This is a genomic window from Corynebacterium amycolatum (assembly GCF_016889425.1).
Taxonomy (GTDB): Bacteria; Actinomycetota; Actinomycetes; order Mycobacteriales; family Mycobacteriaceae; genus Corynebacterium; species Corynebacterium amycolatum.
Genome location: NZ_CP069513.1, coordinates 1,168,837 through 1,193,787, shown reverse-complemented (window position 1 = coordinate 1,193,787; position 24,951 = coordinate 1,168,837). Strand labels below are relative to the sequence as shown.

Annotated in this window: 30 protein-coding genes; 13 read left to right on the top strand and 17 right to left on the bottom strand. The window is 58.1% G+C overall.

Annotation, left to right across the window (positions count from 1 at the left end; translation table 11 throughout):
- Positions 1–29: 29 nt before the first annotated feature.
- From sepX to I6J19_RS05280, 4 genes are all read right to left on the bottom strand, one after another.
- On the bottom strand, positions 30–1,301 hold the full coding sequence (sepX, locus tag I6J19_RS05295; protein WP_038626325.1) for a divisome protein SepX/GlpR: 1,272 nt from the start codon (positions 1,299–1,301) through the stop codon (positions 30–32).
- 173 nt (positions 1,302–1,474) lie between these two features.
- Positions 1,475–2,107, bottom strand: a complete 633-nt coding sequence (locus I6J19_RS05290; protein ID WP_038626327.1) for a GNAT family N-acetyltransferase — start codon at positions 2,105–2,107, stop codon at positions 1,475–1,477.
- A gap of 30 nt (positions 2,108–2,137) precedes the next feature.
- Positions 2,138–3,409 carry a molybdotransferase-like divisome protein Glp gene (glp, locus tag I6J19_RS05285; RefSeq protein ID WP_005511382.1) on the bottom strand — a complete coding sequence of 424 codons (1,272 nt, stop codon included), beginning with the start codon at positions 3,407–3,409 and terminating at the stop codon, positions 2,138–2,140.
- Between the two features lie 96 nt (positions 3,410–3,505).
- Positions 3,506–4,480: a UTP--glucose-1-phosphate uridylyltransferase gene (locus tag I6J19_RS05280; RefSeq protein ID WP_038626329.1), complete on the bottom strand. Its 975-nt coding sequence runs from the start codon at positions 4,478–4,480 to the stop codon at positions 3,506–3,508.
- A 133-nt stretch (positions 4,481–4,613) separates the two neighbouring features.
- Here I6J19_RS05280 and I6J19_RS05275 point away from each other — a divergent pair, with 133 nt between their 5' ends.
- The 3 genes from I6J19_RS05275 to mscL all read left to right on the top strand — a co-directional run bounded on the left by I6J19_RS05275 (position 4,614) and on the right by mscL (position 6,607).
- Positions 4,614–5,288 carry a 5-formyltetrahydrofolate cyclo-ligase gene (locus I6J19_RS05275; RefSeq protein ID WP_038626331.1) on the top strand — a complete coding sequence of 225 codons (675 nt, stop codon included), beginning with the start codon at positions 4,614–4,616 and terminating at the stop codon, positions 5,286–5,288.
- A gap of 189 nt (positions 5,289–5,477) precedes the next feature.
- Complete coding sequence (locus I6J19_RS05270) at positions 5,478–5,939, top strand: SAF domain-containing protein (RefSeq protein ID WP_224786612.1); 462 nt, start codon at positions 5,478–5,480, stop codon at positions 5,937–5,939.
- A gap of 251 nt (positions 5,940–6,190) precedes the next feature.
- Positions 6,191–6,607 carry a large-conductance mechanosensitive channel protein MscL gene (gene mscL, locus I6J19_RS05265; RefSeq protein ID WP_038626335.1) on the top strand — a complete coding sequence of 139 codons (417 nt, stop codon included), beginning with the start codon at positions 6,191–6,193 and terminating at the stop codon, positions 6,605–6,607.
- A 59-nt stretch (positions 6,608–6,666) separates the two neighbouring features.
- Here mscL and I6J19_RS05260 read toward each other — a convergent pair whose 3' ends face one another.
- From I6J19_RS05260 to I6J19_RS05230, 7 genes are all read right to left on the bottom strand, one after another.
- Positions 6,667–6,885 carry a hypothetical protein gene (locus tag I6J19_RS05260; protein ID WP_080972822.1) on the bottom strand — a complete coding sequence of 73 codons (219 nt, stop codon included), beginning with the start codon at positions 6,883–6,885 and terminating at the stop codon, positions 6,667–6,669.
- A 2-nt stretch (positions 6,886–6,887) separates the two neighbouring features.
- Entirely contained in the window at positions 6,888–7,385 is a 498-nt protein-coding gene (locus I6J19_RS05255) for a MogA/MoaB family molybdenum cofactor biosynthesis protein (RefSeq protein WP_224786613.1), read from the bottom strand.
- A gap of 142 nt (positions 7,386–7,527) precedes the next feature.
- Complete coding sequence (locus tag I6J19_RS05250; protein WP_038626339.1) at positions 7,528–8,847, bottom strand: S1C family serine protease; 1,320 nt, start codon at positions 8,845–8,847, stop codon at positions 7,528–7,530.
- 158 nt (positions 8,848–9,005) lie between these two features.
- The gene (locus I6J19_RS05245; protein ID WP_038626342.1) at positions 9,006–10,562 is read right to left on the bottom strand and encodes a HAMP domain-containing sensor histidine kinase; all 1,557 of its coding nucleotides are present in this window, start codon (positions 10,560–10,562) and stop codon (positions 9,006–9,008) included.
- Positions 10,562–11,254, bottom strand: coding sequence for a response regulator transcription factor (locus I6J19_RS05240; RefSeq protein WP_005511429.1), 693 nt, complete (start codon positions 11,252–11,254; stop codon positions 10,562–10,564). The genes I6J19_RS05245 and I6J19_RS05240 overlap by 1 nt, the downstream gene beginning before the upstream one ends.
- A 239-nt stretch (positions 11,255–11,493) precedes the next feature.
- Entirely contained in the window at positions 11,494–11,667 is a 174-nt protein-coding gene (rpmF, locus tag I6J19_RS05235; protein ID WP_005511439.1) for a 50S ribosomal protein L32, read from the bottom strand.
- A gap of 21 nt (positions 11,668–11,688) precedes the next feature.
- A complete protein-coding gene (locus tag I6J19_RS05230) occupies positions 11,689–11,955 on the bottom strand; it encodes a type B 50S ribosomal protein L31 (protein ID WP_005511390.1) in 267 nt (88 codons plus the stop codon).
- Positions 11,956–12,430: 475 nt separating this feature from the next.
- On the opposite strand from I6J19_RS05230, the gene rpmB reads away from it, so the two are divergent.
- The 7 genes from rpmB to I6J19_RS05195 all read left to right on the top strand — a co-directional run bounded on the left by rpmB (position 12,431) and on the right by I6J19_RS05195 (position 16,954).
- A complete protein-coding gene (rpmB, locus tag I6J19_RS05225; protein WP_016423274.1) occupies positions 12,431–12,667 on the top strand; it encodes a 50S ribosomal protein L28 in 237 nt (78 codons plus the stop codon).
- Positions 12,668–12,669: 2 nt separating this feature from the next.
- Positions 12,670–12,834, top strand: a complete 165-nt coding sequence (gene rpmG, locus I6J19_RS05220; protein WP_005511413.1) for a 50S ribosomal protein L33 — start codon at positions 12,670–12,672, stop codon at positions 12,832–12,834.
- Between the two features lie 3 nt (positions 12,835–12,837).
- On the top strand, positions 12,838–13,143 hold the full coding sequence (rpsN, locus tag I6J19_RS05215) for a 30S ribosomal protein S14 (protein WP_005511414.1): 306 nt from the start codon (positions 12,838–12,840) through the stop codon (positions 13,141–13,143).
- A 14-nt stretch (positions 13,144–13,157) separates the two neighbouring features.
- Positions 13,158–13,409, top strand: coding sequence for a 30S ribosomal protein S18 (gene rpsR, locus I6J19_RS05210; protein ID WP_005511410.1), 252 nt, complete (start codon positions 13,158–13,160; stop codon positions 13,407–13,409).
- 165 nt (positions 13,410–13,574) lie between these two features.
- Positions 13,575–14,510 (top strand): AEC family transporter, encoded by a 936-nt coding sequence (locus I6J19_RS05205; RefSeq protein WP_038626344.1) that lies wholly within the window; start codon positions 13,575–13,577, stop codon positions 14,508–14,510.
- A gap of 54 nt (positions 14,511–14,564) precedes the next feature.
- Positions 14,565–15,290 (top strand): TIGR03089 family protein, encoded by a 726-nt coding sequence (locus tag I6J19_RS05200; RefSeq protein WP_038626346.1) that lies wholly within the window; start codon positions 14,565–14,567, stop codon positions 15,288–15,290.
- A 53-nt stretch (positions 15,291–15,343) separates the two neighbouring features.
- Positions 15,344–16,954 carry an FMN-binding glutamate synthase family protein gene (locus tag I6J19_RS05195; protein ID WP_038626348.1) on the top strand — a complete coding sequence of 537 codons (1,611 nt, stop codon included), beginning with the start codon at positions 15,344–15,346 and terminating at the stop codon, positions 16,952–16,954.
- A gap of 27 nt (positions 16,955–16,981) precedes the next feature.
- Here I6J19_RS05195 and purE read toward each other — a convergent pair whose 3' ends face one another.
- The 4 genes from purE to I6J19_RS05175 form a co-directional block, all read right to left on the bottom strand.
- Entirely contained in the window at positions 16,982–17,458 is a 477-nt protein-coding gene (purE, locus tag I6J19_RS05190) for a 5-(carboxyamino)imidazole ribonucleotide mutase (protein ID WP_038629135.1), read from the bottom strand.
- Positions 17,459–17,588: 130 nt separating this feature from the next.
- Positions 17,589–18,782: a 5-(carboxyamino)imidazole ribonucleotide synthase gene (locus tag I6J19_RS05185; RefSeq protein ID WP_052155619.1), complete on the bottom strand. Its 1,194-nt coding sequence runs from the start codon at positions 18,780–18,782 to the stop codon at positions 17,589–17,591.
- A gap of 126 nt (positions 18,783–18,908) precedes the next feature.
- Positions 18,909–19,370 carry a YdbT family protein gene (locus tag I6J19_RS05180; protein ID WP_038626353.1) on the bottom strand — a complete coding sequence of 154 codons (462 nt, stop codon included), beginning with the start codon at positions 19,368–19,370 and terminating at the stop codon, positions 18,909–18,911.
- 6 nt (positions 19,371–19,376) lie between these two features.
- On the bottom strand, positions 19,377–20,234 hold the full coding sequence (locus I6J19_RS05175) for a biotin--[acetyl-CoA-carboxylase] ligase (RefSeq protein WP_080972820.1): 858 nt from the start codon (positions 20,232–20,234) through the stop codon (positions 19,377–19,379).
- Between the two features lie 126 nt (positions 20,235–20,360).
- On the opposite strand from I6J19_RS05175, the gene I6J19_RS05170 reads away from it, so the two are divergent.
- The 3 genes from I6J19_RS05170 (at position 20,361) to I6J19_RS05160 (ending at position 23,992) form a co-directional block, all read left to right on the top strand.
- Positions 20,361–22,001 (top strand): acyl-CoA carboxylase subunit beta, encoded by a 1,641-nt coding sequence (locus I6J19_RS05170; RefSeq protein WP_038626355.1) that lies wholly within the window; start codon positions 20,361–20,363, stop codon positions 21,999–22,001.
- A gap of 105 nt (positions 22,002–22,106) precedes the next feature.
- The gene (locus tag I6J19_RS05165; protein ID WP_038626357.1) at positions 22,107–23,735 is read left to right on the top strand and encodes an acyl-CoA carboxylase subunit beta; all 1,629 of its coding nucleotides are present in this window, start codon (positions 22,107–22,109) and stop codon (positions 23,733–23,735) included.
- Positions 23,732–23,992 (top strand): acyl-CoA carboxylase epsilon subunit, encoded by a 261-nt coding sequence (locus tag I6J19_RS05160; protein WP_038626359.1) that lies wholly within the window; start codon positions 23,732–23,734, stop codon positions 23,990–23,992. The genes I6J19_RS05165 and I6J19_RS05160 overlap by 4 nt, the downstream gene beginning before the upstream one ends.
- Before the next feature lie 142 nt (positions 23,993–24,134).
- On the opposite strand, the gene I6J19_RS05155 is transcribed toward I6J19_RS05160, so the two are convergent.
- Positions 24,135–24,671, bottom strand: coding sequence for a hypothetical protein (locus I6J19_RS05155; protein WP_038626361.1), 537 nt, complete (start codon positions 24,669–24,671; stop codon positions 24,135–24,137).
- 2 nt (positions 24,672–24,673) lie between these two features.
- On the bottom strand, positions 24,674–24,886 hold the full coding sequence (locus I6J19_RS05150) for a helix-turn-helix transcriptional regulator (protein ID WP_038626363.1): 213 nt from the start codon (positions 24,884–24,886) through the stop codon (positions 24,674–24,676).
- Positions 24,887–24,951 lie beyond the last annotated feature (65 nt).

Genomic DNA, 24,951 nt, shown 5'->3' with positions numbered 1-24,951 from the left:
AAGGTTGTTCTACGGCTCAGCTCACAGGACTAGCTCACGCGAGCCTGCGGCATTTCGTCGTAATCGTCGTCATCAAAGCGGTAGTCAGTGTAGGCCAGATCTGCGAAATCCGGGTCCTCATCATCAAGCTCGACTACTACCGCGCCGGGACGGCGCAGTCGCTGTGGAATTCCCAGCTCATCATCCTCGCGGTTACGCACACCGAGGCGGGCCATCTTCATACGGCGAATTCGGCGAGCCCGCAGTTCCTGCTCTGCACGCACGGTGCGGCGCAGGTTGACCAGGTACAGGGTCATCAAGCCGACGCCGACCAGTGGAATCCACCAGGTCCAACCACCGGCGAAAGCAGCGATGATGACCGTGACTGCGATAAACGCTGCCAGCCCAGCAACAGAACGGCGGCGGCGAGCAAAGCGAGTCTCAGCGTACTGGGCATCCGAAATCGGATCGAACCCACCGCGACCACGGCGCTTCTCAGCGAACGCGTAATCATCTTCGGTCAAGGTGTCATCGACAGCGACTGCGTCATCGTTGGACTCGACAGCGTGGTCACTGTCGTTCTCGACGGTCGCATCGAGTTCTGCCTGCTCGTCTACGGTGTCTACTTCCTCTTCAGTCTCAGAGAGAGCCTCAGCGTCAACGTGCTCAGCGTCAGCCGCGGCACCGGAATCAGCGTCAGATTCAACAGCATCTTCGAACATCAAGTCATCGGCGTCGACGAATTGACGGCGAACGTCAACGCTCACATCGGAAGAAGACTCATCTGCACGAACCACGTCACCTTCGGCGGAGGCGACGGCGGAGTCAGATTCAGCATCCTCGTCATCAACGACAGCCTGTAGCGACTGGTCTGCAGATTCATCATCGGATACGTCCATGTCAGAGCGGTCAGAAGACTCAGCAGTGGCTTCCTCGGTAGCGGAATCATCCGCCTGCGGGGCCTCCTCCTCTGCATCTGCTGCTTCCAGCTCGTAGACGATATCGCCGTCGACGACGGCCGGGTCGGCCGCCTCGTCCACGGTGTCGTCGATAAGCACGTCGCTGACATCGAAGTCATCGTCGACCTGCGCGTCAACGGTTTCGAGAGAATCGTCGACTTCTTCGGCCACGCGCACGTCCGACTCCTTAAAAGACGGACGGCGGCGCGTCGTGGCCAGCTCCTCGCCACCACGATGCAGCACGCGGGTCTTACCTAGCGCATCGGATGTACGACGAATCGGCTTGCGCGTATTGACCACCAGCGGGGCCAGCACAAACAGCCACAGTACAACGATGAGTATCAGCAACAGAGAAGTTGACATATTCTGCGTCTCCTTGCGACTTCGCCCGGGGTTTCGCCGTCTCTCCCCGGCCCAAATACACCGCCCACATGCCCTTCCACAGAGGCATTTACGAAGGCAGCCAGCGTATCTAGAGCGAACTCGCCCAATAGTAGAGTTGTCATCACCCTATCGGCGTGCGCTGCTCAGACTACTCAGGCGCGCCGTTGCGGTGGGTATTTCTCCGCCTCTTCATATTGCGCACGACCACTCGCCACGATGAGGTCCACTGCACTGTCCTCCCCCACCCGCGCATAGGTCAGATGATCGCGCCACGCACCATCCATATGGAAGGCTTCCCGCGCCACGCCCTCATACTCGAACCCACAGTTTTCCAGCACGCGTATCGACGGGACATTGCTGTCCAACACAGTCGCTTCAATTCGGTGGACGCCAACTTTCTTGGCATAATCCGACGCCAACGCCACTGCAGCAGTGGCGACTCCTCCACATGTAAAGCTGCTGCCGACCCAATAGCCAATCCAGGCGTGAGCGACGGGGAAAGGCGTAATGCCTCCGAGCGTGAGCATGCCGGCGAACTGGCCGTCTACCTCAATGGTGGAAACAAACATTTCCCCCGCCGCCTCTGAACGACGCCAACTGCGAAGGTTACGGCGGAAAACGGAAACCTTGTGGGCGTTATCCCAGTCGTCGTCGAGGGTTGGCTCCACAGGCCGCAAAATGGGCTCATCACGCAGCCGCAGTGCCCGCCATGTAGAGGCATCAGTTCGCTCTGGCACACGCAGGCGGACTCGGCCGCCACTGGTTATTAGACGGGAAGTACGCACAGCAACGATACTCGCGGTAGTGGGGTGTGGTTAGGCTTGGCGCGCCATGAACAGCACGTCAACGACATCTCCAGGACGCACGTGTAGCACGTCTTCCGGAATCACGATGAGACTGTTGGCTTCCGACATGCCGGCCAGAAGGTGGGCTTGCGCACCGCCGGAACCTCCCAGCGGCTGCACCATGTATTCGCCGGTCTCACGGTCACGCATGAGCTGACCACGGATATACCCGCGACGCTTCTCCGCCGACTCGATCGGGCCGACAGCACGAGCTGTGACAGCGCGGCGGCGAGGATTGCGCTTACCCAGGGCCAGTCGAATGAGGGGACGAACCATAACCTCAAAAACGACCAATGCGCCGACCGGGTTCGACGGCAGCAGGAACGTTGGAATCTTGTCATCTCCCAGCAGACCAAAGCCCTGGACCGAACCAGGATGCATAGCGATGCGGGAAACATCAACCTCGCCCAATTCAGCCAGCACACGGCGAATCTGCTCACCCGCGGCACCGCCGACAGCCCCCGTGATGACCAAGAGCTCACTGCGAATGAGCTGGCCCTCGATGATTTCCCGGATGCGACGGGGCTCACCGGTGGCAATACCCACTCGGTGCACCTCGGCCCCAGCATCGCGGCCGGCTGCTGCCAACGCGTAGGAGTTGACGTCGTAGACCTGACCGAGGCCTGGCGTGCGGTCAACATCGACCAACTCATTACCAATGGAAATCACGGACATACGCGGCTTGGGGTGCACCAAAACCTTCGAACGCCCCACTGCTGCCAACAATCCAACCTGCGACGGCGAAATTACCGAGTCCAAAGACACCGCCACGTCACCCGGCTGCACGTCGTCGCCGACCTTCCGCACAAAGTCACCGGAGTAGACCGGATGGAGAACATTAACTCGACGGCCACCGCGGTCGGTCCAGTTTAGGGGCACGACAGCGTCGGCAAGCGATGGCAGCGGCGCACCAGTTTGTACGCGCACGGCCTGCTTCGGCTGGAGACGCATCGGGTGGTGAGAGCCGGCTGTCACCTCACCGACAACAGGCAGCTCGACCTCGCGAAAATCAACATCACTCTGACGCGCATCCGGAGGTAAAGAACCAGATTCGCCGACGATATCGACAGCGCGCACTGCATAACCATCGATTGCTGACTGCACGAATCCCGGCAACGGCTGCTCTGCGATGACATCTTCAGCGCACAGCATGCCGAGGGATTCCGAAATAGCAACGCGCACAGGATCAGGCATCACAGCGTGCGCGGTGATTGCCGCCAACTGTTCTTCCACAGAACGCATGTTTTACCTTCCTCGGCACCAACCCGCGGTGCGCTTTATGGCTATTCAGCTTCTCAGTACAAGCCTCTAGATAAGTACAGCCTCTATAAAAAGGCTTTAAGCCTGTTCATCCTGCGCCAGACGCTGCTGCATATACTCGCGCAGCCCCTCGCCGTAGTCCGGATGCCTGAGTCCAAAGTCTACGCAAGCGCGAATGAAGCCACCAGGATTTCCCAGGTCATGGCGGAACCCCTTGTGGACGACCACATGAACCGGATGCCCCTCTTGAATCAGCAGCTCAATTGCATCGGTGAGCTGGTATTCGCCGCCCTTACCGCGCGGGATGCGGCGCAGCGCATCGAAGATGGCACGATCGAGCAAGTAACGTCCGACTGCCACGAAGTTGGATGGAGCATCCGCAGGGTCCGGCTTTTCCACCATGCCCTTGACTCGCTTCACATCGTCCCAAGCATCAGCATCAGCCGCGTTCTCACCGAGCTCACCCGACTCCGCCGGGGTGGCGTCCTCAATATCGAAGACACCGTAGTTGTAGACCTCTTCGTGAGGAATTTCCAGCGCACATAGCACCGAGCCGCCAAAGCGCTCGCGCACTTCCGTCATGCGATCCATCACGCCCACTGGGAGCACGAGATCGTCGGGAAGCATGACAGCAACGCTGTCCTCATCGTCTTCGAGCAGCGGCTCTGCGACCAACACCGCATGCCCCAGGCCCAGCGGTCGATCTTGGACAACGGATTCCACGCGAATGACCTCGGTGGCGCGGCGTACCTTCGCTGCAATTTTGTCCTTGCCACGCTCGGCGAGAGTCTGCTCAAGATCCGGGCGTGGGTCGAAGTGCCCCAGCACGCCATCCTTACTCGGCGCCGTGACAATAGCCAGGCGTTGCGCACCAGTGGCGGCGGCCTCTTCAGCAATCATCTCGATGCCCGGCGTATCAACCACGGGCAGCAATTCTTTCGGCACTGTCTTGGTGGCAGGCAAGAATCGCGTACCCATGCCCGCGGCAGGAACGATGACAGTTCGAACCGGAGTAGTCATGTCCGAACCAGACTCTTTAGACGATGAGACCATAATGGCAACGATACCTATATAACTTCCATTTGCTCGGAGGCTGACCCCGCTTTTTTCAACGCGTCAATCAGAAATTTTCTCCTGCGCTGACGACCGAGGCCGCTCCCCTACCTGACAGAGTAGGTTTGCAGGTATGGCTCCGCTTCCCGAAACCACGTCCGATTTCAAAACCCGCACACGGCACGAGGTACTCGCCGCACGCGCCGCCAAGGGGCAGCGTGAGCGCATGCTTGACGACGAAGCACTGGTACAGCGGTTGCAAGAATGGTTATCCAATACCGTCGGTGACCTCACAAAACCCGTCATCGCCGCTTATGTCCCCGCTGGCGACGAGCCCGGTGCAAGCGTTTCTAGTTCGACTGATGGTGAGCCCGGCCAGGGCTTTGTGGAGGCTTTGGCCAACGCGGTTCCCGGAGCACGAATTCTGCTTCCCGTCTGCCCGCCCGGTCCGCCACAGCCGCTGCACTGGGGTTACTACACCGACGGCTTCAGCAAAGGGCGATTTGGACTCTTGGAACCTGTTTCGATGGAAAGCGCCGCCGGCCCGAAGGAGCTAGGTGTTGCCGACGCCATTATTCTGCCGGCAGTTGCGGCCGACCCCCAAACTGGGATGCGGTTAGGGCGTGGCGCTGGTTATTACGATCGCAGCTTGGTTTTCGCTCGACGCGACGGCGATACGGATGGGGCGAGAGCTGCTGTCATCGCTGTTGCGGTTTTCGACACCGAGTTGCGCACGGAGCTTGCCTACGATGAGCACGACGTTCCCGCCGATTATGTGATCACGCCAGCGGGGATTTCACAGGTTTAATGGAACCGATTCCGGGTTTTTCGCGCCTAACTTAATATGAACCCAAAACACTCGTCCCGGTTTCCGCGTCCATTCCGAAAGCCCCGCCCCGCAACTATTCGGCGAATAGTTGCAGTCACAGTTTTCCTATGTGCCGTCGGACTGGCGGCGGTGGAGTCATTGACACCTCGCAGCGGCCATATCCGGGTCATGATTAGCGCCAAATCCATTGCCGGTGGCGCATCGGTGGCAGAACAAGATGTGGCTTTCAAGGACATTCCCCGGGATCTCGTTCCTGGCGGGGCCGTAACGGACATCGCTGCTGTGCGGGGACGCACCCTGGCCACCGGCATGTCACCAGGAGAGATACTTACAGAGCAGCGAATGGTCGGCCCATCACTAGCCAAGTCGTTGACTGGGATGTCGGAAAGCAAAATTATTGCCATCACGTTGACTGATGTGGGCATCGTGTCCGCTCTTCGCACTGGTGACAGCGTGGATATTGTGTCGACCGCGGATGAGCGCGGGATGGCAGCGCCGCTTGCACACGGGGCAAAGGTGGTCAACATCGTCGACGAAGAGGTGGTTTTGGTTGCACTGCCCACTGGTGCCGCGGAGGTGGTGGCAGCGACATCGCTAACGTCCCCGCTCACACTGTTACTCTCGGGTTAGTGACCAAAGTCTCACTGATTACAAGATTTCATGGCCCTGAACAGCGTTTTCCGTAGAAAGTTGACTTGTCCCATAACTTGGTGTCGGGATACAATGGCTCGGCAATTCAAAATTACGATTAGAACTAAGAAGAGTGACACTGCCGGACAGCGCACTTCCCTGTTTCTGAAATCGTATGGGCCTGCATTGAGCTACGCGATGACTCACAGGTCTCGTTTGGTTTGTTCCGTTTCTACAGAAGGAAATTTCCTATGCTTAAGGGCTTTAAAGAGTTCATCATGCGCGGCAACGTCATCGACCTGGCGGTCGGTGTTGTCATCGGTGCTGCGTTCACCGCAATCGTCACTGCTTTCACCGAAAGCCTGCTCGAGCCGCTGCTGAACACCATCGGTGGCGCTGAGGTTACTGGCCTTGGCTTCGAAATCATCAGCGGCAACCCGTCGACCTACCTTGACTTTGCAGCTGTCATCACCGCAGTAATCAACTTCCTGCTGGTCGCAGCGGTTGTCTACTTCGTCATCGTTGCTCCGATGAACAAGTTCAACTCGATGCGTGAGGCTCGCCTGGAGACCTCCGCTGAGCCGGAGGTCACCGAGGCTGACCTGCTGACCGAGATTCGTGACCTGCTGGCAGAACAGAACGGCAAGCCGAAGTCGGAACTGAACTAGCCTCTAGCTGTTAGTTGAGACCTTCCGACAAGAAGCCAACTAACGCCTTTGCACAGCGCTCATCCCCAATGGGGTGGGCGCTGTTTTGTCCAGTAGTCCGCATCAAAACCACGAGCATCCTCCGGAGATTCATCGTGATAGCGCACTGTGCGCGCGGTTTTCGCACTGCGCGACTGGGCAAAGTTTTTCGCCGGTGCACCTGCGCGACGACGTTGCCTACGACTGCCACTGCGCGGCGCAGCTTGCTCGGGCTGATTGGGCTGATTGGCGTCGCCCATTCCTAGACGCTCCAGCGGCAGAGATCATCAAGCACATGAGAGACCAGCGGGAGGATTGTCGCCATGCCATCGCGCACTGCAGCGCGCGACTCCGCGAGATTGATAATCACCGTCTGACCGGACACACCAGCCAACCCGCGTGACAGCCCCGCATCCAAGGCGCCGGCTCCCATACCGGAGTTACGAATAGCCTGCTCAATGCCCTGCAGTCGTACATCGAGAACTTTGCGAGTGGCATCCGGGGTCTTCGCACGAGGCCCAACGCCAACGCCTCCCACCGTGACGACCAAATCCGCGCCACCAACAACAGCGGTATCGAGCGCCTTCCGGATCTCACGCTTCACTGCACCCGTACTGACCACAGCATCGACCGAGTAGCCGTCTTCTTCCAACAGCTCAACCATGAGCGAAGCCGCAGCATCCGGGTTCTCGAAATGATCGCCCACGAGGACTACAAACGCATTTCGGACCTGGCCGTCGTCGTTGATAAGACGCTCCATCTCAGCGAGGTTAACGTCACTTGGCTCAGTACTCACAGTTTCACTCATCTGCTCTAACTCGCTTTCTCCCACAGCTCTACACTCGAAGTTTCACTCGAAAATCTTTTACAGATGGTGAGCTACTACTCCACCACGCTGCTTATCAATCCTGGGCTTCTGCCAAGGTGACATCGACTGTTCGCTCGTTGCCGCCTCGCTCATCTGTAACTGTAAGTGTGACAGAATCCCCGATCCGATGCGAGCGGATAGCCGCAATTAGTGCAACGCCGTTGTCAAGTGTGCGGTCATCAACCTTGGTAATCAGGTCACCGTCTTTCAGTCCCGCTTTGTCAGCTGGGCCGCCTGGCGTTACCTCCCGCACCAGTGCACCACGTGCAATCGGACGCGAATCAATCTGGGCACCAATGACAGGCATCCGGGCCTTACCGGAATCAATCAGGTCTTCCGCTATGCGACGAGCCTGATTAACCGGAATAGCGAAACCAAGGCCAATGCTGCCCGCTTGCTCCGATCCCGCACTGTTAGAGGCAATCACGCTGGGCACACCGATAAGGTTGCCTTCCATATCCACTAGCGCTCCACCGGAGTTACCCGGATTAATCGCCGCGTCGGTCTGGATTGCATCAATGACCGAGGACTGACCGTCTTCACCCGCGGCGGTGACCGGACGATTCTTAGCGGAGACAATGCCCTGCGTAACGGTGGAGGTCAGTCCCAGTGGCGAGCCAACGGCCACCACTTCCTGGCCAACCTGGACCTGCGAGGAATTGCCCAGTGAAATTGGGCGCAGCCCGTTGACACCTTCAATTCGAATAACGGCGATATCAGTAGCTGCATCCCCTGCAACCAGAGTTGCCGGGTGCGTCGTGCCGTCGGCCAGCAAGACTTCCATTTGTGCGTCCGGGCCCGCGCCTGCGACGACGTGATTATTCGTCAGGACCAGACCGTCGGACGACAGAATGGAGCCTGACCCCGACGCCGTGCCCCGCTCCGAGGCAGTGGTGATGGAGACGACACTGGGAAGGACCTTCTGCGCGACCTTCTCCACGGACCCCTCAGCTGCTGCTACCTGGCGGGTTTCCGCAGGCTTATCCAGCGCGTTGTCCGCGGGGACCGACGACTGCGAGTTGTGAACTACCCATGCGCCGACACCGCCACCAATACCGGCCGAGCACAGCATCAGGGCAGCGACTGCCAGCGCCCCCATGCCCTTAGCCCCCTGGGCACCCTTGGTCTTCTGCTGATTGGCCGGAACGTCCCACTCTGAACCGCCTCCGTAAGCGCCGTTCGGCTGAGACGGGATGGTGTTGTAGTGGGAATTCTCCCAGCCGCGCTCATTGACAGAAAACTGGCTTGTCTCACCAGCATCCCCCATGGCACGGTTCTCGCTGAAGTTGTGAGACTGCGAGGAGTAGTGTCCCCGCTCATCTCCTCGCGAGGAATCGTTGAAAGAGTTGCTCATACGTAATACCTTGCACTGTCTGTCTAACAATTGGCTGAGAGCAGTCTGCAGTCTCGCCGAAAATTCCCCGAATGAAACACCGAATCCCCGCCACGCACTTCCTTAAAAGGCCGCACGCAGCGGGGATTACATCGACTTTGACGTGAGGATATGCGTTTCTAGCTAGGCTCTTGAGCTGAATCGGAGTCTTCATCTCTCCCGCTGTACGGGCTGCCCGGCAGCGTCACCCGCATCAAAGCACCGCCATCGTCGGATTCATCGGCAGTAATCGTGCCCCCGTGGCGGACGATGACTGACTTCACAATGGCCAACCCCAGGCCGGATCCAGGCATAGACCGTGACTGAATGGAACGGTAGAACCGCTCGAAGACCTTGTGACGATCTTCCTTCGGGATACCCGGCCCCGAGTCCGCCACCGTGAATTCAGCGACAACCTCGCTGAGTGGCGTCAGACGAACCCGCACGGTGCCATTTTCTGGCGACCACTTTGCAGCGTTGTCCATCAAGTTCAAAACTGCCCGGCCAAGCCCCGCCGGATCCCCGTAGACATACCACGGAGTGGTCTGCACGTCGAAAGTGATATCCGGCCGACGACGTTCAACACGCGCTAACGACGTGGAAATGATTTCATCGACATCGACATGTTCAATAACCTGTTGCGGCCCATCTTCGCGTGCCAAATCGACGAGGTCACCAACCAATGTCGACAACTCTTCCAGCTGTGCGATGACGTCAGCTTCCAGATCCGCGCGATCCGCATCCGAGATTGCCGCTCCCGAGCGGGAGGCCATCATCAGCAGTTCAATATTTGTGCGTAACGACGTCAGCGGGGTCTTCAACTCATGACCAGCATCTGCAACCAGCTCCGCCTGCTTAATGCGCGACGCTTGAAGTGCAGCCAACATCTCATTGAAGCTGCGGGTAAAGCGCGCAAGCTCATCGTCGCCCTCCACAGGGATTGGGCGCAGCTCATCGGTCTCCGTTACTCGCTCCGCGGCAATGCGCAACCGAGTGACCGGACGCAGACCCGTTGTTGCCACCGTAATACCTGATCCGATGGCGAAGAGAATTCCGATTGCAGAAATACTCAGCAGCACTGCACCGAGCGATTTCAAGACCGACTGCGTCGAGTTCAAGTCCTGCGAGAGAATCAGCGTCGCACCATCTTCGGCGCGGACGGCATATACACGACGGCCGTTGTACTCATCGGTACGAATCGATTCCTGGCGATTCCCTCGCAACACTGCGAGTTCCGGACCACCAATAGAGATTGAGCCACCGCCCTTACCCGCCACACTGCCGTGGGCAAAGTACACCGCATCCAAATCGGGGTTCAGAATCCTGTTTGAGTCCGCCTCAAAAGAGGGACCAATGGCAAACTCCGACGCATACGGGGACATAAGCAGTTTTTCCGCCTGGCTACGGAGGTTACTATCCACTTCGCGGTACAGCGTTGCCTGCACAGTAAAAAACGCAGCCAACGTCATCAGCCCCACAGACATCGCCACAATGAGCGCCGTCAAAATGGTCAGCCGCCAACGCAGTGAAGGGATACGCGAACTCCGGGGCAGATCAACGAGGGACTCCCCTACCGTCCTCTCAGCATCCGCGGACTTCTCTTGCTTTTCACCGGCACCTTGTCCCGGGGTGACCTCGGTGGCGGAACGCTGATCTGATTGCACGCCACCGCCGGTCAAACGACGACGGCGCAACATCACGGTGCGGTCTCCCGCATCACATAACCGACACCACGCACAGTGTGAATCAGACGCGGCTCTCCCTCTGCCTCAGTCTTGCGACGCAGGTAGCCAATGTAGACCTCAAGCGCATTTCCGGACGTCGGGAAGTCATACCCCCAGACGTCCTCCAAAATGGCGGTACGGGAGAGTACACGCCGAGGGTTGCTCATCAGCAATTCCAGCAGCGCAAATTCTGTACGAGTGAGACTAATGCGGCGTTCACCGCGGAAGACCTCACGAGTTTCCGGGTCCAAGGAGAGATCCTCAAACTGCAGAGTTGCGGCATCTTCCATCGCAGGCACTTCCAAAGCAGAACGACGAAGGAGTGAACGCACACGAGCGAGTAGCTCTTCCAATGCGAAAGGCTTAGGCAGGTAGTCGTCTGCGCCGGCATCAAGACCAGCTACGCGCTCGGAGACCGAATCACGTGCAGTCAACATCATGACCGGCAAATCATCGCCTTCGCTGCGAAGCCGACGGCAAACATCGAGGCCGTCGAGCTTCGGCATCATGACATCCAGAATGGCTAAATCCGGACGATCCTTGGCGATCTTTTCCAAGGCCTCTGCGCCATCCTCAGCGAGCTCGACCGTGTAGCCATTAAAAGTCAACGATCGCCGCAACGCTTCGCGTACCGCTTGATCGTCATCAACTACCAAAATCTTCATACTGCCCATTGTGCCTTGAAAATATAAGGTGAGTGTAAATGTGACACAGATTCTTCGTGAGAGAGCTCGCAAAAACTGGGCCATACAACTGAAAAACCTCACCCCATCGCCAAGTACAAGCGATGGGGTGAGGTTAAAAGCTCTTTATCAACCGTTCCTTACGCACTGAACGCACTCTGCACGCTCAAAGCGCTCTGGGATTCAGCGAGGAACGATGTCAGCATCCTTAAAGATGCGCGTTAGAACTTCTCGACGTCAACCAGGCCGAGCTGAACAGCCTTGGCGATGCGACGAGGAACGTTGTAGACGCGGCCGTTTACCTTGACTTCCTGGAGAGCGACGTTGTTGCTCTTCCACTGGGAACGGCGGGCGCGGGTGTTAGCTCGCGACATGCGACGCTTTGGTACTGCCATTTTCTTATTCCCCTCCTATTCTTAGTTCTTCTTCGCGCGGCGAATGCGGTTACCGTAACGACGCTGGAACTTCTCGACGCGACCAGCGGTGTCCATGACACGCTGAGCACCGGTCCAGAACGGGTGCGACTCGCTGGTGACGTCAACGACGATCAGCGGGTACTCGTTACCGTCTTCCCACTCGACAGTGCGGTCGGAGGTGGCGGTGGAACGGGTAAGGAAAGAGTGACCCGTGCCTGCGTCCTTGAAAACCACCGGGTGGTAATCAGGATGGATGTCCTTCTTCATTAATTCTCGTTTCCCTCAGGATTGAACTTCAGGTCGCTTTCACCCAGCTAACAGCGGGAGAATCGTGCCTGAGTTGGGTACGAACACGACTTACAATGACACGCACCAGGTCAATATTTCTACAAACCGGCATGTGACACTCGATGGAATATTACAGGCTCGAGCCCAAAAATTAAAAAAAGGACTCTGCGCTAACGCCCGTCGACAGGCGGGCGCCCGTCAACAAGCACGAACTCTATGACGACATTAGAGATTTGCACCAAGAAAACCACAGTGGAACAGCGATTAGGTTATCCCGCAACTCGTGTGTAAACTGTTCTCTCGCTGTTGTCTAGTTATTCGTTTACGCGCTCAGCGTCGAGTGTCAATGGGCAGCGCCCCGGAAAAGGCCAGGTGGAATCCTCGGTTACTCAATAATCCGGCGTGGCGCACCAGTGATGTCGGCATTGGGCGGCAAGGAAGCAAAGGAATCCCTATGTCGGCGATTTGCCAGGTTACGGGACGCAAGCCGTCTTTCGGCAAGACCGTGTCCCACTCCCACCGGCGCACGTCGCGCCGTTGGAACCCCAACGTGCAGCGTAAGAAGTTCTACCTCGCCTCTGAGGGGCGTCACATCACTCTGAATGTGTCCCCGAAGGGTCTGAAGACCATCGACAAGTACGGTATCGAAGCTGTTGTTGCTCAGATTCGTGCACGTGGGGAGAAGATCTAAAAATGGCACGTAATGACATTCGTCCAATCATCAAGCTGAAGTCCACTGCGGGCACCGGTTACACCTACGTGACCCGTAAGAACAAGCGCAATACCCCGGACCGTATCACCATTAAGAAGTACGATCCGGTTGTCCGCAAGCACGTCGAATTCCGCGAGGAGCGCTAACTCATGGCTAAGAAGTCCAAGATTGCCAAGAACGAGCAGCGCAAGGAAATCGTCGCTCGTTATGCAGAACGTCGCGCTGAACTGAAGCGCATCATCAAGTCCCCGCACTCCACTGACGAAGAGCGCATGGACGCACAGTACGAGCTGAACCGTCAGCCGCGTGACGCGTCCCCGATTCGCGTTCGCAACCGTGACGCTGCAGATGGTCGCCCGCGTGGCTACCTCCGCAAGTTCGGCCTGTCCCGTGTCCGCGTTCGTGAGATGGCCCACCGTGGCGAACTCCCGGGCGTCCGTAAGTCCAGCTGGTAAGTCGAGGAGCACCAATGAAGCGCAATCACTCTAACAAGAAGGCGCGGATGGAGCAGTCCCGCCGCCCGAAGAAGAACCCACTCAAGGCCGCAGGCGTTGAGAAGGTTGATTACAAGGACATTAACCTGCTCCGCCAGTTCATCTCTGACCGTGGCAAGATTCGTTCTCGCCGCGTCACCGGTCTGACTCCGCAGCAGCAGCGCCAGGTCGCTACCGCTGTGAAGAACGCCCGCGAGATGGCACTCCTGCCGTTCACCAGCCGCTAAAGATGGCTGGTCGGCGGGAGCCGATCATTCGAATACCCGCCGAAAGGCCTTATTTACGCGCTGGCCGCATGACGATACATGCGATAACAGCGTAAAACGGACTCAGTCCTTCCCCACCGAGGGGATTGGATTGGGTCCGTTTTTTATTGTCTAAAATATGCACTTATGCCCGCTCTCACCGAAATATTCACCGGCTTTGGTTCCGTCGCAGTACTGATCATTGTTGGCTGGCTGTTTGGGCGCAGTGAGATCGTCGATAAGCGGGCATCTTTTACCCTGAACATGATCGTGTTCTGGATCGCGATGCCGTGCATGCTCGCGCACACGCTCGCGACGGCGGATTCGGCGAACATCTTCGGTTCGGCGTTTGGTGTCGCGGCACTGTCTGCCTTGACCACGGCGGCGTGCTACCGAATCTTTGTGGCACCCATGTTCAAACAGCGCAGCGCTGATGCTGTGGTCGGCGCGATGTCGTCGAGTTACAACAACGTCGCTAATCTCGGTGTGCCCATCGCGGTCGCGGTGCTTCACGACGCTACCGCCGTCGTCCCGGCCCTTATTTTTCAGATTGCTTTTTATGCGCCCGCTTCCATGACGGTGCTGGAGATCCTCACTAACCGCGGCCGCTTTCGACCCCGCAATGTCATCATGGCTCCGCTGAAAAATCCTATTTTTCTGGCTGCGATGGTGGGGCTTGCGATTAATGCGTTTGCTATCGAAGTACCTCAGTTCGTGGCACATCCGGTGGGGCTATTGGGGCAGGCGGCGGTGCCTATGGCACTTCTGGCCTTCGGTATCAGCCTGCATGGTATGCCGTTTATGGAAGCAGGCCACTCCCCTCGTCGCGCCGTCGTAGTGGCGTCGACTCTGAAGCTTTTCCTCCACCCAGCGTTCGCTCTGCTGTTCGGCCATTTCGTCTTTGGACTCAGCGGGCATGCGCTGCTGGCAGCCGTGATTATCGCCGGTTTGCCGACTGCTCAAAATGTCTACACATTCGCGTCCCGCTTCGGCCGGAACCTTGAGCAGGCACGCGATTGTGGCGTGATTACGACAATCGCCTGCTTGCCGACGGTTCTGCTGTTCACCCTGCTGCTGAGTTAGGAGGCTAGGTCTTCACGCCGACGGCATCGCGCAATTCTCGTTACCCTTGGGGACGTGGAGATTCTGAAGACACTTCTCGAGGCCGACCCATCGGTGCCTCGTTTGACCTGTTATGACGAAACTACTGGCGGTCGTACCGATTTGTCGGCGCAGACCCTGGACAATTGGGCCTGCAAGATTGCCAACATGTTGCACGATGAGTTCGACCTCGTCGCCGGGGACCAGGCATGGATTGATCTACCACTAATCTGGCAGTCCGCCTGTATCATTCTTGGCTGCGAGCGCGCTGGCGTCACCGTTAGTGATGAGGAGCCGCTGGTTGTTTTCACCACCGTCACTAACGTCAGCACGTGGGAAGAGAAGTTCCCAGACGCCTATATCGCAGTGCTTACCGACGATCCCTTTGGCCGCGGTGTCGTGGAATGTGGTGATGATATTCCACCGGGAGTCATTGACTTCGGTCCGGAAGTTCGTTTCCACCCAGACGCATATCTAGGCGCAGGCCCGGACTCCGACCAAACCCCCGTTATTGGGGAGAAGTCGGCTGCAGAACTGCTTTCATCAGCTGGCGATTACGCGGACGAGATGCAGCTCACGCCCGGTTCCCGCGTCGTTTCCGACGGCTGGCTGGTGCCTGATTCTTCACAGGTCAGCGGAGATAGATGGGCGCGTAATGTGCTGTCGGCTTGGGTTCAGGGCGGTGCTGCCGTCGTCGTGCGCGGCGGCGATACCGAGCGTGTCGCTGCTATTTCTACGGCCGAAAAAGCCCGTGTGATTTAATCACATCCCCTCCGACGAGAGGCGCTCTCGGCAGGCGCGATAATCTGGAAATTGTGATTACCCGACCATATATTCTCGCGATTCTTGCCCTCATCAATGTTTTGGGCGCACTGGCTGTATGGGATCTGAGCCCGTGGTGGTGGATTCTGATGGCTTTCATCCTCTTCCTGGATGTTGTGGCTATCTATGACATGCTTCAAAAGAAGCACTCCATCTTGCGGAACTTCCCGGTCATTGGCCATCTGCGCTACATGGGCGAGACCATTCGCCCCGAGATGCAGCAGTACTTTATCGAGCGCAACTTCGACGGCGCTCCGTTCGACCGCGATACTCGTACCGTGGTCTACGAGCGTGCGAAGGGGCTGTCCTCAAAGAAGTCCTTCGGTACTGAACGCAAAATTAACGCCCCTGGCTACGAATACGTCCGCCACTCCATGGCACCGAGCCAGCACGTCATCGAAGATCCCCGCGTAGATATTGGCGGTCCGGACTGCACCCAGCCGTACTCCGCGTCGATCTTCAATATTTCAGCCATGAGTTTTGGCTCCCTGTCCCCGAACGCTGTCATGGCAATGAATAAGGGCGCGAAACTGGGCAATTTCGTGCAGGACACTGGCGAGGGCGCTATCAGCCCTTACCACTTGAAGTACGGTGCGGACATCTACTGGCAGCTGGGTTCCGGCTACTTCGGGGCGCGTACGGAGGATGGCGACTTCGATCCGGAGCTGTTCCGCGAAAAGGCTAAGATTTCGCAGGTCAAGGCTACCTATCTGAAAGTTAGCCAGGGGGCAAAGCCGGGACTCGGTGGCATGCTGCCAGGCCACAAGGTCAATGAGGAGATCGCCGCTACTCGCCACGTGCCAGTTGGCAAGGGCGTAATGAGTCCGCCGTACCACCGTGTCTACTCCACCCCGCGTGAACTTGTTCGTTTTATGGGCACAATGCGCGAGCTCAACGGTGGCAAGCCGGTCGGTTTCAAGCTATGCGTCGGCTCGCAGCTCGAGTTCCTCGCCGTGTGCAAGGCCATGCTGGAAGAGAACATCACGCCAGACTTCATCATCGTCGACGGCGCTGAAGGCGGCACCGGCGCTGCGCCGCTGGAATACTCCGACCGCGTTGGCCTGCCGCTTACCGACGGTCTGATTCTCGTCCATAACGCGCTCGTAGGTGCCGGTCTGCGAGATCGCATCAAGCTCGGTGCATCCGGCAAGGTCATTACTGGCTTCGACATTGTTAAGCGCATGTGTATTGGCGCTGACTTTGTGAACTCAGCTCGTGGCATGATGATGGCCACCGGCTGTATTCAATCTCAGCTATGTCACACCAACACCTGCCCGGTGGGTGTGGCTACCCAGGATCCGAGTCTGTGGAAGGCTTTGGATGTCGACGACAAGGGTCAGCGTGTGGCCAACTATCACAATGCCACGGTCGCAGAAGCGGCTAGCCTGTTGGCATCGATGGGTCTCAATAGCTTCTCTGAGCTAGGGCCATCCCACCTGCTGCGGCGCACAAATGAGCAGGTTGGTGAGACCTACGCGGAGCTCTACAACTGGCTGCAGCCGGGCGAGTTGCTCAGCGGCACCCGTTTTCACAACTGGGCCGAGGCCTGGGAGACCGCCGACCCGGACACGTTCCACTACCCTGCAGTTCATATGCGCGGGTAGTTCGGGGGGGGGGGCTGGCTGGACGCCCTACTCACCCATCAGCTTCTTGCGCAGGCGCTCGTCCTTTTCCAGGACTTCATCGCGCATATTGGCCTGGTAGTTCTCCATCGCCACAATGAGCTCCGGGTAACCAGCCGAGAGGATACGCACAGCCAGCAGGCCAGCATTCTTAGCGCCGCCCACGCCGACGGTTGCCACCGGAACGCCGCCCGGCATCTGAACAATCGACAGCAGCGAGTCGACGCCCTCCAGGTTCTCGAGTGCACGGGGCACGCCGATAACCGGCAGCGGAGTGGCAGACGCCACCATGCCCGGTAGGTGCGCAGCACCACCGGCACCTGCGATAATGCAGCGCAAGCCCTTGTCAGCGGCTGACTTTGCGTAATCAATCATGCGTTCCGGAGTACGGTGCGCAGAGACCACGCCTACCTCAAACGGAATTCCGAACTCAGCCAGTACCTCAGCTGCCGGCTCCATGGTCGGCCAATCTGAGTCCGACCCCATAATCAGACCAACCAACGGACCGGTTGCGTTGGTCAGCTTCGGGCTTGCCACCTGGTTTGCTTCAGCCAATGTTGTCTCCTTGGGATAGCAATCTAATTTTTAAAGGCGCTAGCTTTAATCGGCGCTAGCTTCATGCCGTGTAGCCGTCTGCCCATACTCCATCGACTACGTAACCAGCAGCTAGGTTGGCAATTCGACGGGTCTCGGCAATGCCCTCCGCGCTTGCGTCATAACCACACAGATTGACGTGACCCAGCTTACGTCCTGGGCGCCAATCCTTGCCGTACCAGTGAATCTTCACCGATGGGAAGCGGCGCCATACCTTAGCAAAGCGCTGCGCAATCGGCACGTCCGAGGCCTCTTCGCCACCCAGCGTATTGACCATCACCGTCACCGGTGCAGTCGGGCGAGTGGAACCCAGTGGCATGTCAGCAACTGCACGCAGGTGCTGCTCAAACTGGCTGGTCTCACAGCCGTCCTGCGACCAGTGGCCAGTGTTGTGCGGGCGCATCGCCAACTCGTTGACGTAGATCTCCGGATTGCCATCTGCATCGACGGTCTCGAACAGCTCAACTGCCAGCGCACCGGTTACTCCCAACTCGGAAGCGATGGTCACACTGAGTTTTTCGGCCGCGCTCGCAAGCTCGTCGGAAAGCCCCGGCGCCGGGCAGATTGCCTCAACACAGATGCCGTCACGCTGCATAGACTCGAGGACTGGCCAGGCCTTGACCTCACCCGACGGTGTGCGGGCACACATGGCCGACAGCTCGCGAACCAGCGCGACTTTCCGTTCGGCCATCAGCGGCACGTCCTTGCCCAACAGTTCGTCGACAAGCGTGCGCAGGTCCTCGCGATCCTTCGGGAACCACACGCCGTGACCGTCGTAACCGCCACGGCGGGCCTTCAGGCAGACGGCACCGTCAACGCGGTCGAAGAAGGCCTCGGCATCCTGGACGGACTCAATAGCAGCGTAGGCAGGTACCGGAGCGCCCAGTTCCTCCAAGCGCTGGCGCATCAGCAGCTTATCCTGCGCGTACAGCAACGCCGACGGCTGAGGCTGAACCGAGTAGCCCATCTCGGTCAGCTTGTTGAGAAATTCGGTGGGAACGTGCTCATGGTCGAAAGTCACGGCCTGCGCACCAGCGACAGTGCGTTCAACGTCCTTCCAGACGTGGTAGTCGCCGATGATAACGTCCGCACACACCTGCGCTGCGGAAGAATCCGGCGAACCGGCGAGCAAACGGATGGACTGTCCCAGTTCAATGGCCTCAGTCTGCATCATGCGAGCCAGCTGACCGTCACCAATCACCGCCACAACCGGCACGCCATCAGCATGCGCGGGGTGCTGCGCAGCAGTTAGCGCTGCAGCGGAATCAGAAGTGGAATTAGTGGAGTTTTCAGGGGTATCCGAAGCAATCACACCCCTGATTGTAGGTTATGACCCGAAATTCTAAGTCAACCGGGAGACCAACTTAGCCACCTTGCGGGAGCTGGGAATATCTTCCACAGCCAGCGGCGGGCCGAAACTGCGGGTCTGCAGATACAGCACGCCGCCCTTGCGATTGACCGCACGCACCGAACGTAGATCAATCGAGACCACCTGCGGGCGCAGAATTCCACGTCGCAGAACAATTCGCCTATCAGTCAGTACAAACCGCTCCCCCAGCCAACTTAGTACCGGACGAACAACACGCCAGAGAATAAGCCCCAGCCACGCAAACAGCAGCAGCTGACGCACACCCTGTAAGTCTCCCGGAGCAATCGCAGGGCCGTCGATAAAGCCAATCAGCAACCAGCAGACGCCGGTGATAACCATGAGCTCCAAGAGCGGCCACACCAGCCGACCAAAAGTTGGATTGGTGTCCAGCAGAATTGCCTCGCGCGTGTCCAACTCATCATCGGGAAAGGCCATACAGCACTACCTCCGGTCCGAGTCAGTCTGCGGGGATGCATAGCCGCCGTCAGTGGCACGAACATGGAACACGTCACCGGCCGCAACAAAGTGGCTTGTGCCAGCTTCGTCGGTGACAATCAATTCGCCGTCGGCACGCACACCAACCGCCTTGCCGACCAGCACGCGATCCCCCGGCAACTCCACGCGCACGTTCGAGCCGATGGTCGCGCACACCGCCTCGTAGTCCCGCAGCAACTCAGCATCGCCCTTTCGCCACTGTGCTTGACGACGTCCCAGCGCACGCAGCACACCAGCGGAGATGTCGTCGCGGTCGAGATTGTCTGCGCCCGCCAGGTATAGCGAAGTGGCGTGTGGCACAGGCAACTCGTCTTCCTGCAGAGAAACATTGATGCCGATTCCTGGAATGAGAGCTGGTGGTGTCAGCGAAGCAGCCTCTACCAGAATTCCGCAGAGCTTACGACCGTCAACGAGGACATCGTTCGGCCACTTCAGGGATACGCGCTCAGGCACCAGACCCACGACCTCTACAACAGCATCGACGACTGCGAGACCTGCGACTAAGGGCAAGAGCCCCAGCTGCTCCGGTGCGAGCCCTTGCGGGCGCAGCAGTGTGCTGAGCGCAATGGATGCACCTTCCGGAGCTGTCCAACTACGGCTCAGCCGACCGCGACCTGCGGTCTGCTCCGAGGCGATGAGCGCACTGAGATCTGCCACCTGCCCCAGTGCCGCCTGTTTCCGAAGATCGGCATTGGTCGAACCAGTGGTTTCGACAACCTCAATGGAACTCCAGCCCGGCGCGGCTGCGCGCACACGCGCGGCATCAAGAGGCTTGCGGGAAGCAACAATTCGGGGGTCGGTCATGCACAGCAGTCTAGCGCTATGGCCGGATTCAGCGCGTCGAGGCCTTTCTCAAGGGGACGACAGCGTGAGAATCATCACAGCTCACCCGCTTTACTATTTTCCTTCTCAAACACTACATTCCATAACATGACTATTTCCTCACGTTTGACGGCGGAGCAACACACCACCGCTTTTCTCAATGAAGACCTTCTACGCCGACGCACTGCTGCACTGACTCCGATGGGGTCGCGAGGCTACGACAAGCTCAAACTGACTGAGCGTATGAATGCCCGCGAGCGCATTGACTACCTGCTGGACGAAGGGTCTTTTGTCGAATTCGATGCGCTAGCCCGCCACCGCACTACCGCATTTGGAATGGAAGCCAAACGCCCCGTGACTGACGGAATTATCACCGGCTGGGGAACCATAGACGGCCGTGAGGTCTGCATCTTCTCTCAGGACGGCACAATCTTCGGTGGTGCACTCGGAGAGGTCTACGGCGAAAAGATGGTCAAGATTCAGGACCTTGCCATCACTACCGGCCGTCCCGTTATTGGCATGTACGAAGGTGCCGGCGCCCGCATCCAAGATGGCGCAGTCTCACTGGACTTTATTGCCCAGACGTTCCACCACAACGTTCGTGCCAGCGGCGTCATTCCGCAGATTTCAGTCATTTTTGGTGCCTGCGCAGGTGGAAATGCCTACTCCCCAGCGCTGACGGACTTCGTTGTCATGGTGGAGGAAAACTCCCGCATGTTTGTCACCGGCCCTGACGTAATTGAAACGGTCACTGGCGAAAAGATCGGCCAGCACGAGCTTGGCGGCGCCGACACCCATATGGAGCTCGCCGGAAACTCCCATTACACCGCCACTAGCGAGCAGGATGGACTCGACTGGGTCTGCGATTTGCTCGACTACCTCCCCAACAACACAACCTCCCCCGCGCCCAGTTGGGATTCCAATGCCAGTGACGAGATCACCGACACCGATCGCACCCTCGACAGTCTCATTCCCGACAGCCCTTCCACGCCGTACGACGTGCATGAAGTCATCTACGCGCTTTGCGACGATGCGGAGTTCCTGGAAATCCAGGAAAACCGGGCAGCCAATGTCGTAATTGGCCTTGGCCGTCTCAACGGTCAATCTGTTGGGTTTGTCGCTAATCAGCCCATGGAATTTGCGGGCTGCCTAGATATCGATGCAGCGGAGAAAGCCGCGCGATTCGTTCGAACCTGCGATTGTTTCAACATTCCACTCGTCTTTCTCGTGGATGTACCAGGCTTTCTCCCCGGCTCGAATCAAGAACACCAGGGAATTCTGCGCCGTGGCGCTAAATTGCTCTATGCGTATGCAGAAGCAACCGTTCCTAAAATCACCGTCACCATGCGCAAAGCCTACGGCGGCGCGTATTGCGTGATGGGATCAAAGGGGCTCGGCGCGGATGTAAATCTGGCTTGGCCGACGGCACAGATCGCCGTGATGGGCGCCTCTGGCGCAGTACGCTTCCTCCATCGTGCCGAGATTCGAACCGCCACCGAAGCAGCTCTCGCAAAAGACCCAGCGGCCGATAGATTTGGCACTCCCGAGAGTGTGAAAGAACTCATTGCTGAACTGGAAATGGGATACGAGCAACACATGCTCACGCCTTATCGCGCCGCCGAACGGGGGTTAATTGATGAAGTCATCCTCCCCTCCGAGACACGAACTCGGGTGATAAAAAATCTGCGCCTTCTAACTTCAAAGAAAGTACCGTGGCCTGCGCGCAAGCACGGCAATATTCCACTGTAAGAGCAGGCTTTTTGCTGAACAACGAGCTAGTCATTACCCCTACTTTTGTTAACAGCGATTGCCCCCAACTACCTCCCCCCGTTTTCGAAACGTAAACTAGTTGGCATGACGACTGCCGCAAATACATCAACCGGTGAAACCCCGGATTTGACCACTACTGCTGGAAAACTGGCCGATCTGCGAGCCCGTCTCGCAGAGACCCAGGCCCCAATGGGCCAGGCCGGTATTGACCGCGTCCACGACAAGGGCAAGATGACCGCTCGTGAGCGCATCGAGTTTCTCTTGGACGAGGGCTCATTCGTGGAGGTGGACGCACTCGCGCGTCACCGCTCCAAGAACTTCGGCCTCGACGCCAAGCGCCCTGTCACCGACGGTGTTGTAACTGGTTACGGCACCATCGATGGCCGCCAGGTCTGTGTCTTCTCGCAGGACGGCGCCATCTTCGGTGGCGCACTCGGTGAGGTCTACGGTGAAAAGATTGTCAAAATCATGGATCTGGCCATCAAGACCGGTGTCCCAATTATCGGCATCAACGAAGGCGCTGGCGCCCGCATCCAGGAGGGCGTTGTTTCCCTCGGCCTCTACTCCCAGATCTTCTTCCGGAACACCCAGGCTTCTGGCGTTATCCCACAGATTTCCCTGATCATGGGTGCCTGCGCTGGTGGCCACGTCTACTCCCCGGCTCTGACCGACTTCATTGTCATGGTCGATGGCACTTCCAAGATGTTCATCACCGGCCCGGACGTTATTAAGACCGTCACTGGCGAAGAGGTCACACAGGACGAGCTGGGTGGCGCTGGCACTCACATGAGCACCTCCGGTACTTCGCACTACACCGCTGCTGATGACGAAGACGCTCTGACATTCGTTCAGGAATTGGTCAGCTACCTGCCGTCCAACAACCGCGCTGAGGCTCCTCGCATGGAGGCTGAGCCATTCGAGGGCTCCATCGCTGACAACATCACTGAGACTGACCTCGAGCTCGACACGCTGATTCCGGACTCCCCGAACCAGCCGTACGACATCAAGGACGTCATCACCCGCCTGGTCGACGACGAGGACTTCCTGGAGATTCAGGAGGACTACGCACAGAACGTGGTCATCGGCTTCGGTCGCGTGGAGGGCCGCTCGGTAGGTTTCGTTGCCAACCAGCCGATTCAGTTCGCTGGCTGCCTCGACATCAAGGCATCCGAGAAGGCGGCTCGCTTCGTCCGCACCTGTGATGCCTTCAACATTCCGATCATCATGCTGGTTGACGTTCCAGGCTTCCTGCCGGGCACCAACCAAGAGTTCGACGGCATCATCCGCCGTGGCGCCAAGCTACTGTACGCGTACGCTGAGGCCACCGTTCCGAAGATTACCGTCATCACCCGTAAGGCTTACGGCGGAGCTTACTGTGTGATGGGCTCCAAGGACATGGGCGCTGACATCAACCTGGCATGGCCGACCGCTCAGATTGCGGTCATGGGTGCTTCCGGCGCTGTCGGCTTCATCTACCGCAAGGAGCTCAAGGCTGCTGCGGCCGAAGGCAAGGACGTCGTCGCACTGCAGAAGGAGTACGAGGCAGAGTACGAGGCCACCCTGGTCAACCCGTACATGGCTGCTGAGCGTGGCTTCATCGACGCCGTTATCCCGCCGAGCGAGACCCGCGGCCAGATCATTGAGGGTCTGCGTCTGTTGAATCGCAAGGTTGTTAACGTACCCGCCAAGAAGCATGGGAACATTCCGCTGTGACCGATTCCAAAAACACCCCAGCAACCGAAGACAAGGACACCGCTGCGGTCCCGGCTGCACCGTTCATGTCCGTCCTCAAGGGCAACCCGTCTGACGCTGAAACTGCCACGCTCGCGCTTTTGTTCGCGGGTATGGCAGCAGCTGGCGGTGCCCCAGAGGACCGCGGCCCGCGTAACGACTGGGGCCGGCTGGAAGAGGGGTTCCACCAGCCGCACCAGCACGTACCGGGTACGTTCCGCAACGTCCATTTCTACTAGTACAGCTACCGTTTACCGCGTAGTCGTTACCGCACGCTAACTGCGTCGATTCGCTAGCACGAAGCGCCATCATCGGGTTTTCCGACGGTGGCGCTTTGGTTTTTGTTACTGCCTTGGTCTTGGCTACTGCCTGTTACTGGCGCTACTCACCCAGCGACTCGCCATCAAACTCATCATCGAGCTCCCGGTCCAGACGACGCTGATCGCGGTTACGAGCTGCTGGCCACACCACCTTGAACAGGAAATACACAAACGCCAGACCGATGGCAGCCCCCACCACAGCTCCAGCAATGGATCCCCACGATTCTGATAGCGCCCCACCAGCGCTTGCCTCAGAGAGCATTTGCACTCTGATAAAACCAATCAGCCACAGCCCAATGACGACCACGACTGCTGCAATCTCCCCTTTTGTAAGACCATTAATCTTCGGCATTGGCACCTGACGTCGCAACCACCGCTGCGAGAACAGGAGTCCAACCAGTGGCATCAAGATGATTGCCACTGTCACGCCCACCATCTTCGGCTCTGGAATAAGCCAAATCAGTACCGTTGCAAGCACGTAGTTAGCCCACATCATCATTGTGAACCCGTACGTGTAGGACTTATGCAGCAACATCTGCTGATATTCATCGTCCACCGTGGCACTGTTGCGTTCAATCACGACATCCGCATAGGACATTGTCAGCATCCTTCCTCACCAAAAATTTCTTCGACTGTTTTTCCCAGGACCTTGCAGATACGCAACGCCAAATACACCGAAGGCGAGTAATTTCCCCGCTCGATATTTGCAATGGTTTGCCGCGAGACTTCCACCTGCGCAGCTAAATCCGCTTGGCTTAGCTCCAACCAGCGTCGGTATCTCCTGACCTGGTTCGAACGTTCTTCCCCACTCATTTGCGTACTTTCTTTACCTTAATGTCAACTTTACTTTACACCATCAGAGGAGAGCTGCCATTTAA

Excerpts from the sequence above, each read along its gene's own strand:
- rpmB (WP_016423274.1), top strand. The coding sequence starts at position 12,431 with ATGTCGGCGATTTGCCAGGTTACGGGACGCAAGCCGTCTTTCGGCAAG.
- I6J19_RS05275 (WP_038626331.1), top strand. The coding sequence starts at position 4,614 with ATGGCTCCGCTTCCCGAAACCACGTCCGATTTCAAAACCCGCACACGG.
- rpsR (WP_005511410.1), top strand. The coding sequence starts at position 13,158 with ATGAAGCGCAATCACTCTAACAAGAAGGCGCGGATGGAGCAGTCCCGC.
- I6J19_RS05155 (WP_038626361.1), bottom strand. The coding sequence starts at position 24,671 with ATGTCCTATGCGGATGTCGTGATTGAACGCAACAGTGCCACGGTGGAC.
- I6J19_RS05255 (WP_224786613.1), bottom strand. The coding sequence starts at position 7,385 with ATGGAGCGTCTTATCAACGACGACGGCCAGGTCCGAAATGCGTTTGTA.
- I6J19_RS05150 (WP_038626363.1), bottom strand. The coding sequence starts at position 24,886 with ATGAGTGGGGAAGAACGTTCGAACCAGGTCAGGAGATACCGACGCTGG.
- rpmF (WP_005511439.1), bottom strand. The coding sequence starts at position 11,667 with ATGGCAGTACCAAAGCGTCGCATGTCGCGAGCTAACACCCGCGCCCGC.
- I6J19_RS05205 (WP_038626344.1), top strand. The coding sequence starts at position 13,575 with ATGCCCGCTCTCACCGAAATATTCACCGGCTTTGGTTCCGTCGCAGTA.
- sepX (WP_038626325.1), bottom strand. The coding sequence starts at position 1,301 with ATGTCAACTTCTCTGTTGCTGATACTCATCGTTGTACTGTGGCTGTTT.
- I6J19_RS05165 (WP_038626357.1), top strand. The coding sequence starts at position 22,107 with ATGACGACTGCCGCAAATACATCAACCGGTGAAACCCCGGATTTGACC.
- I6J19_RS05260 (WP_080972822.1), bottom strand. The coding sequence starts at position 6,885 with ATGGGCGACGCCAATCAGCCCAATCAGCCCGAGCAAGCTGCGCCGCGC.
- mscL (WP_038626335.1), top strand. The coding sequence starts at position 6,191 with ATGCTTAAGGGCTTTAAAGAGTTCATCATGCGCGGCAACGTCATCGAC.
- purE (WP_038629135.1), bottom strand. The coding sequence starts at position 17,458 with ATGGGGTCGGACTCAGATTGGCCGACCATGGAGCCGGCAGCTGAGGTA.
- I6J19_RS05270 (WP_224786612.1), top strand. The coding sequence starts at position 5,478 with ATGATTAGCGCCAAATCCATTGCCGGTGGCGCATCGGTGGCAGAACAA.
- rpmG (WP_005511413.1), top strand. The coding sequence starts at position 12,670 with ATGGCACGTAATGACATTCGTCCAATCATCAAGCTGAAGTCCACTGCG.
- glp (WP_005511382.1), bottom strand. The coding sequence starts at position 3,409 with ATGCGTTCTGTGGAAGAACAGTTGGCGGCAATCACCGCGCACGCTGTG.
- I6J19_RS05175 (WP_080972820.1), bottom strand. The coding sequence starts at position 20,234 with ATGACCGACCCCCGAATTGTTGCTTCCCGCAAGCCTCTTGATGCCGCG.
- rpsN (WP_005511414.1), top strand. The coding sequence starts at position 12,838 with ATGGCTAAGAAGTCCAAGATTGCCAAGAACGAGCAGCGCAAGGAAATC.
- I6J19_RS05240 (WP_005511429.1), bottom strand. The coding sequence starts at position 11,254 with ATGAAGATTTTGGTAGTTGATGACGATCAAGCGGTACGCGAAGCGTTG.
- I6J19_RS05170 (WP_038626355.1), top strand. The coding sequence starts at position 20,361 with ATGACTATTTCCTCACGTTTGACGGCGGAGCAACACACCACCGCTTTT.
- I6J19_RS05250 (WP_038626339.1), bottom strand. The coding sequence starts at position 8,847 with ATGAGCAACTCTTTCAACGATTCCTCGCGAGGAGATGAGCGGGGACAC.
- I6J19_RS05280 (WP_038626329.1), bottom strand. The coding sequence starts at position 4,480 with ATGGTCTCATCGTCTAAAGAGTCTGGTTCGGACATGACTACTCCGGTT.
- I6J19_RS05230 (WP_005511390.1), bottom strand. The coding sequence starts at position 11,955 with ATGAAGAAGGACATCCATCCTGATTACCACCCGGTGGTTTTCAAGGAC.
- I6J19_RS05245 (WP_038626342.1), bottom strand. The coding sequence starts at position 10,562 with ATGTTGCGCCGTCGTCGTTTGACCGGCGGTGGCGTGCAATCAGATCAG.
- I6J19_RS05180 (WP_038626353.1), bottom strand. The coding sequence starts at position 19,370 with ATGGCCTTTCCCGATGATGAGTTGGACACGCGCGAGGCAATTCTGCTG.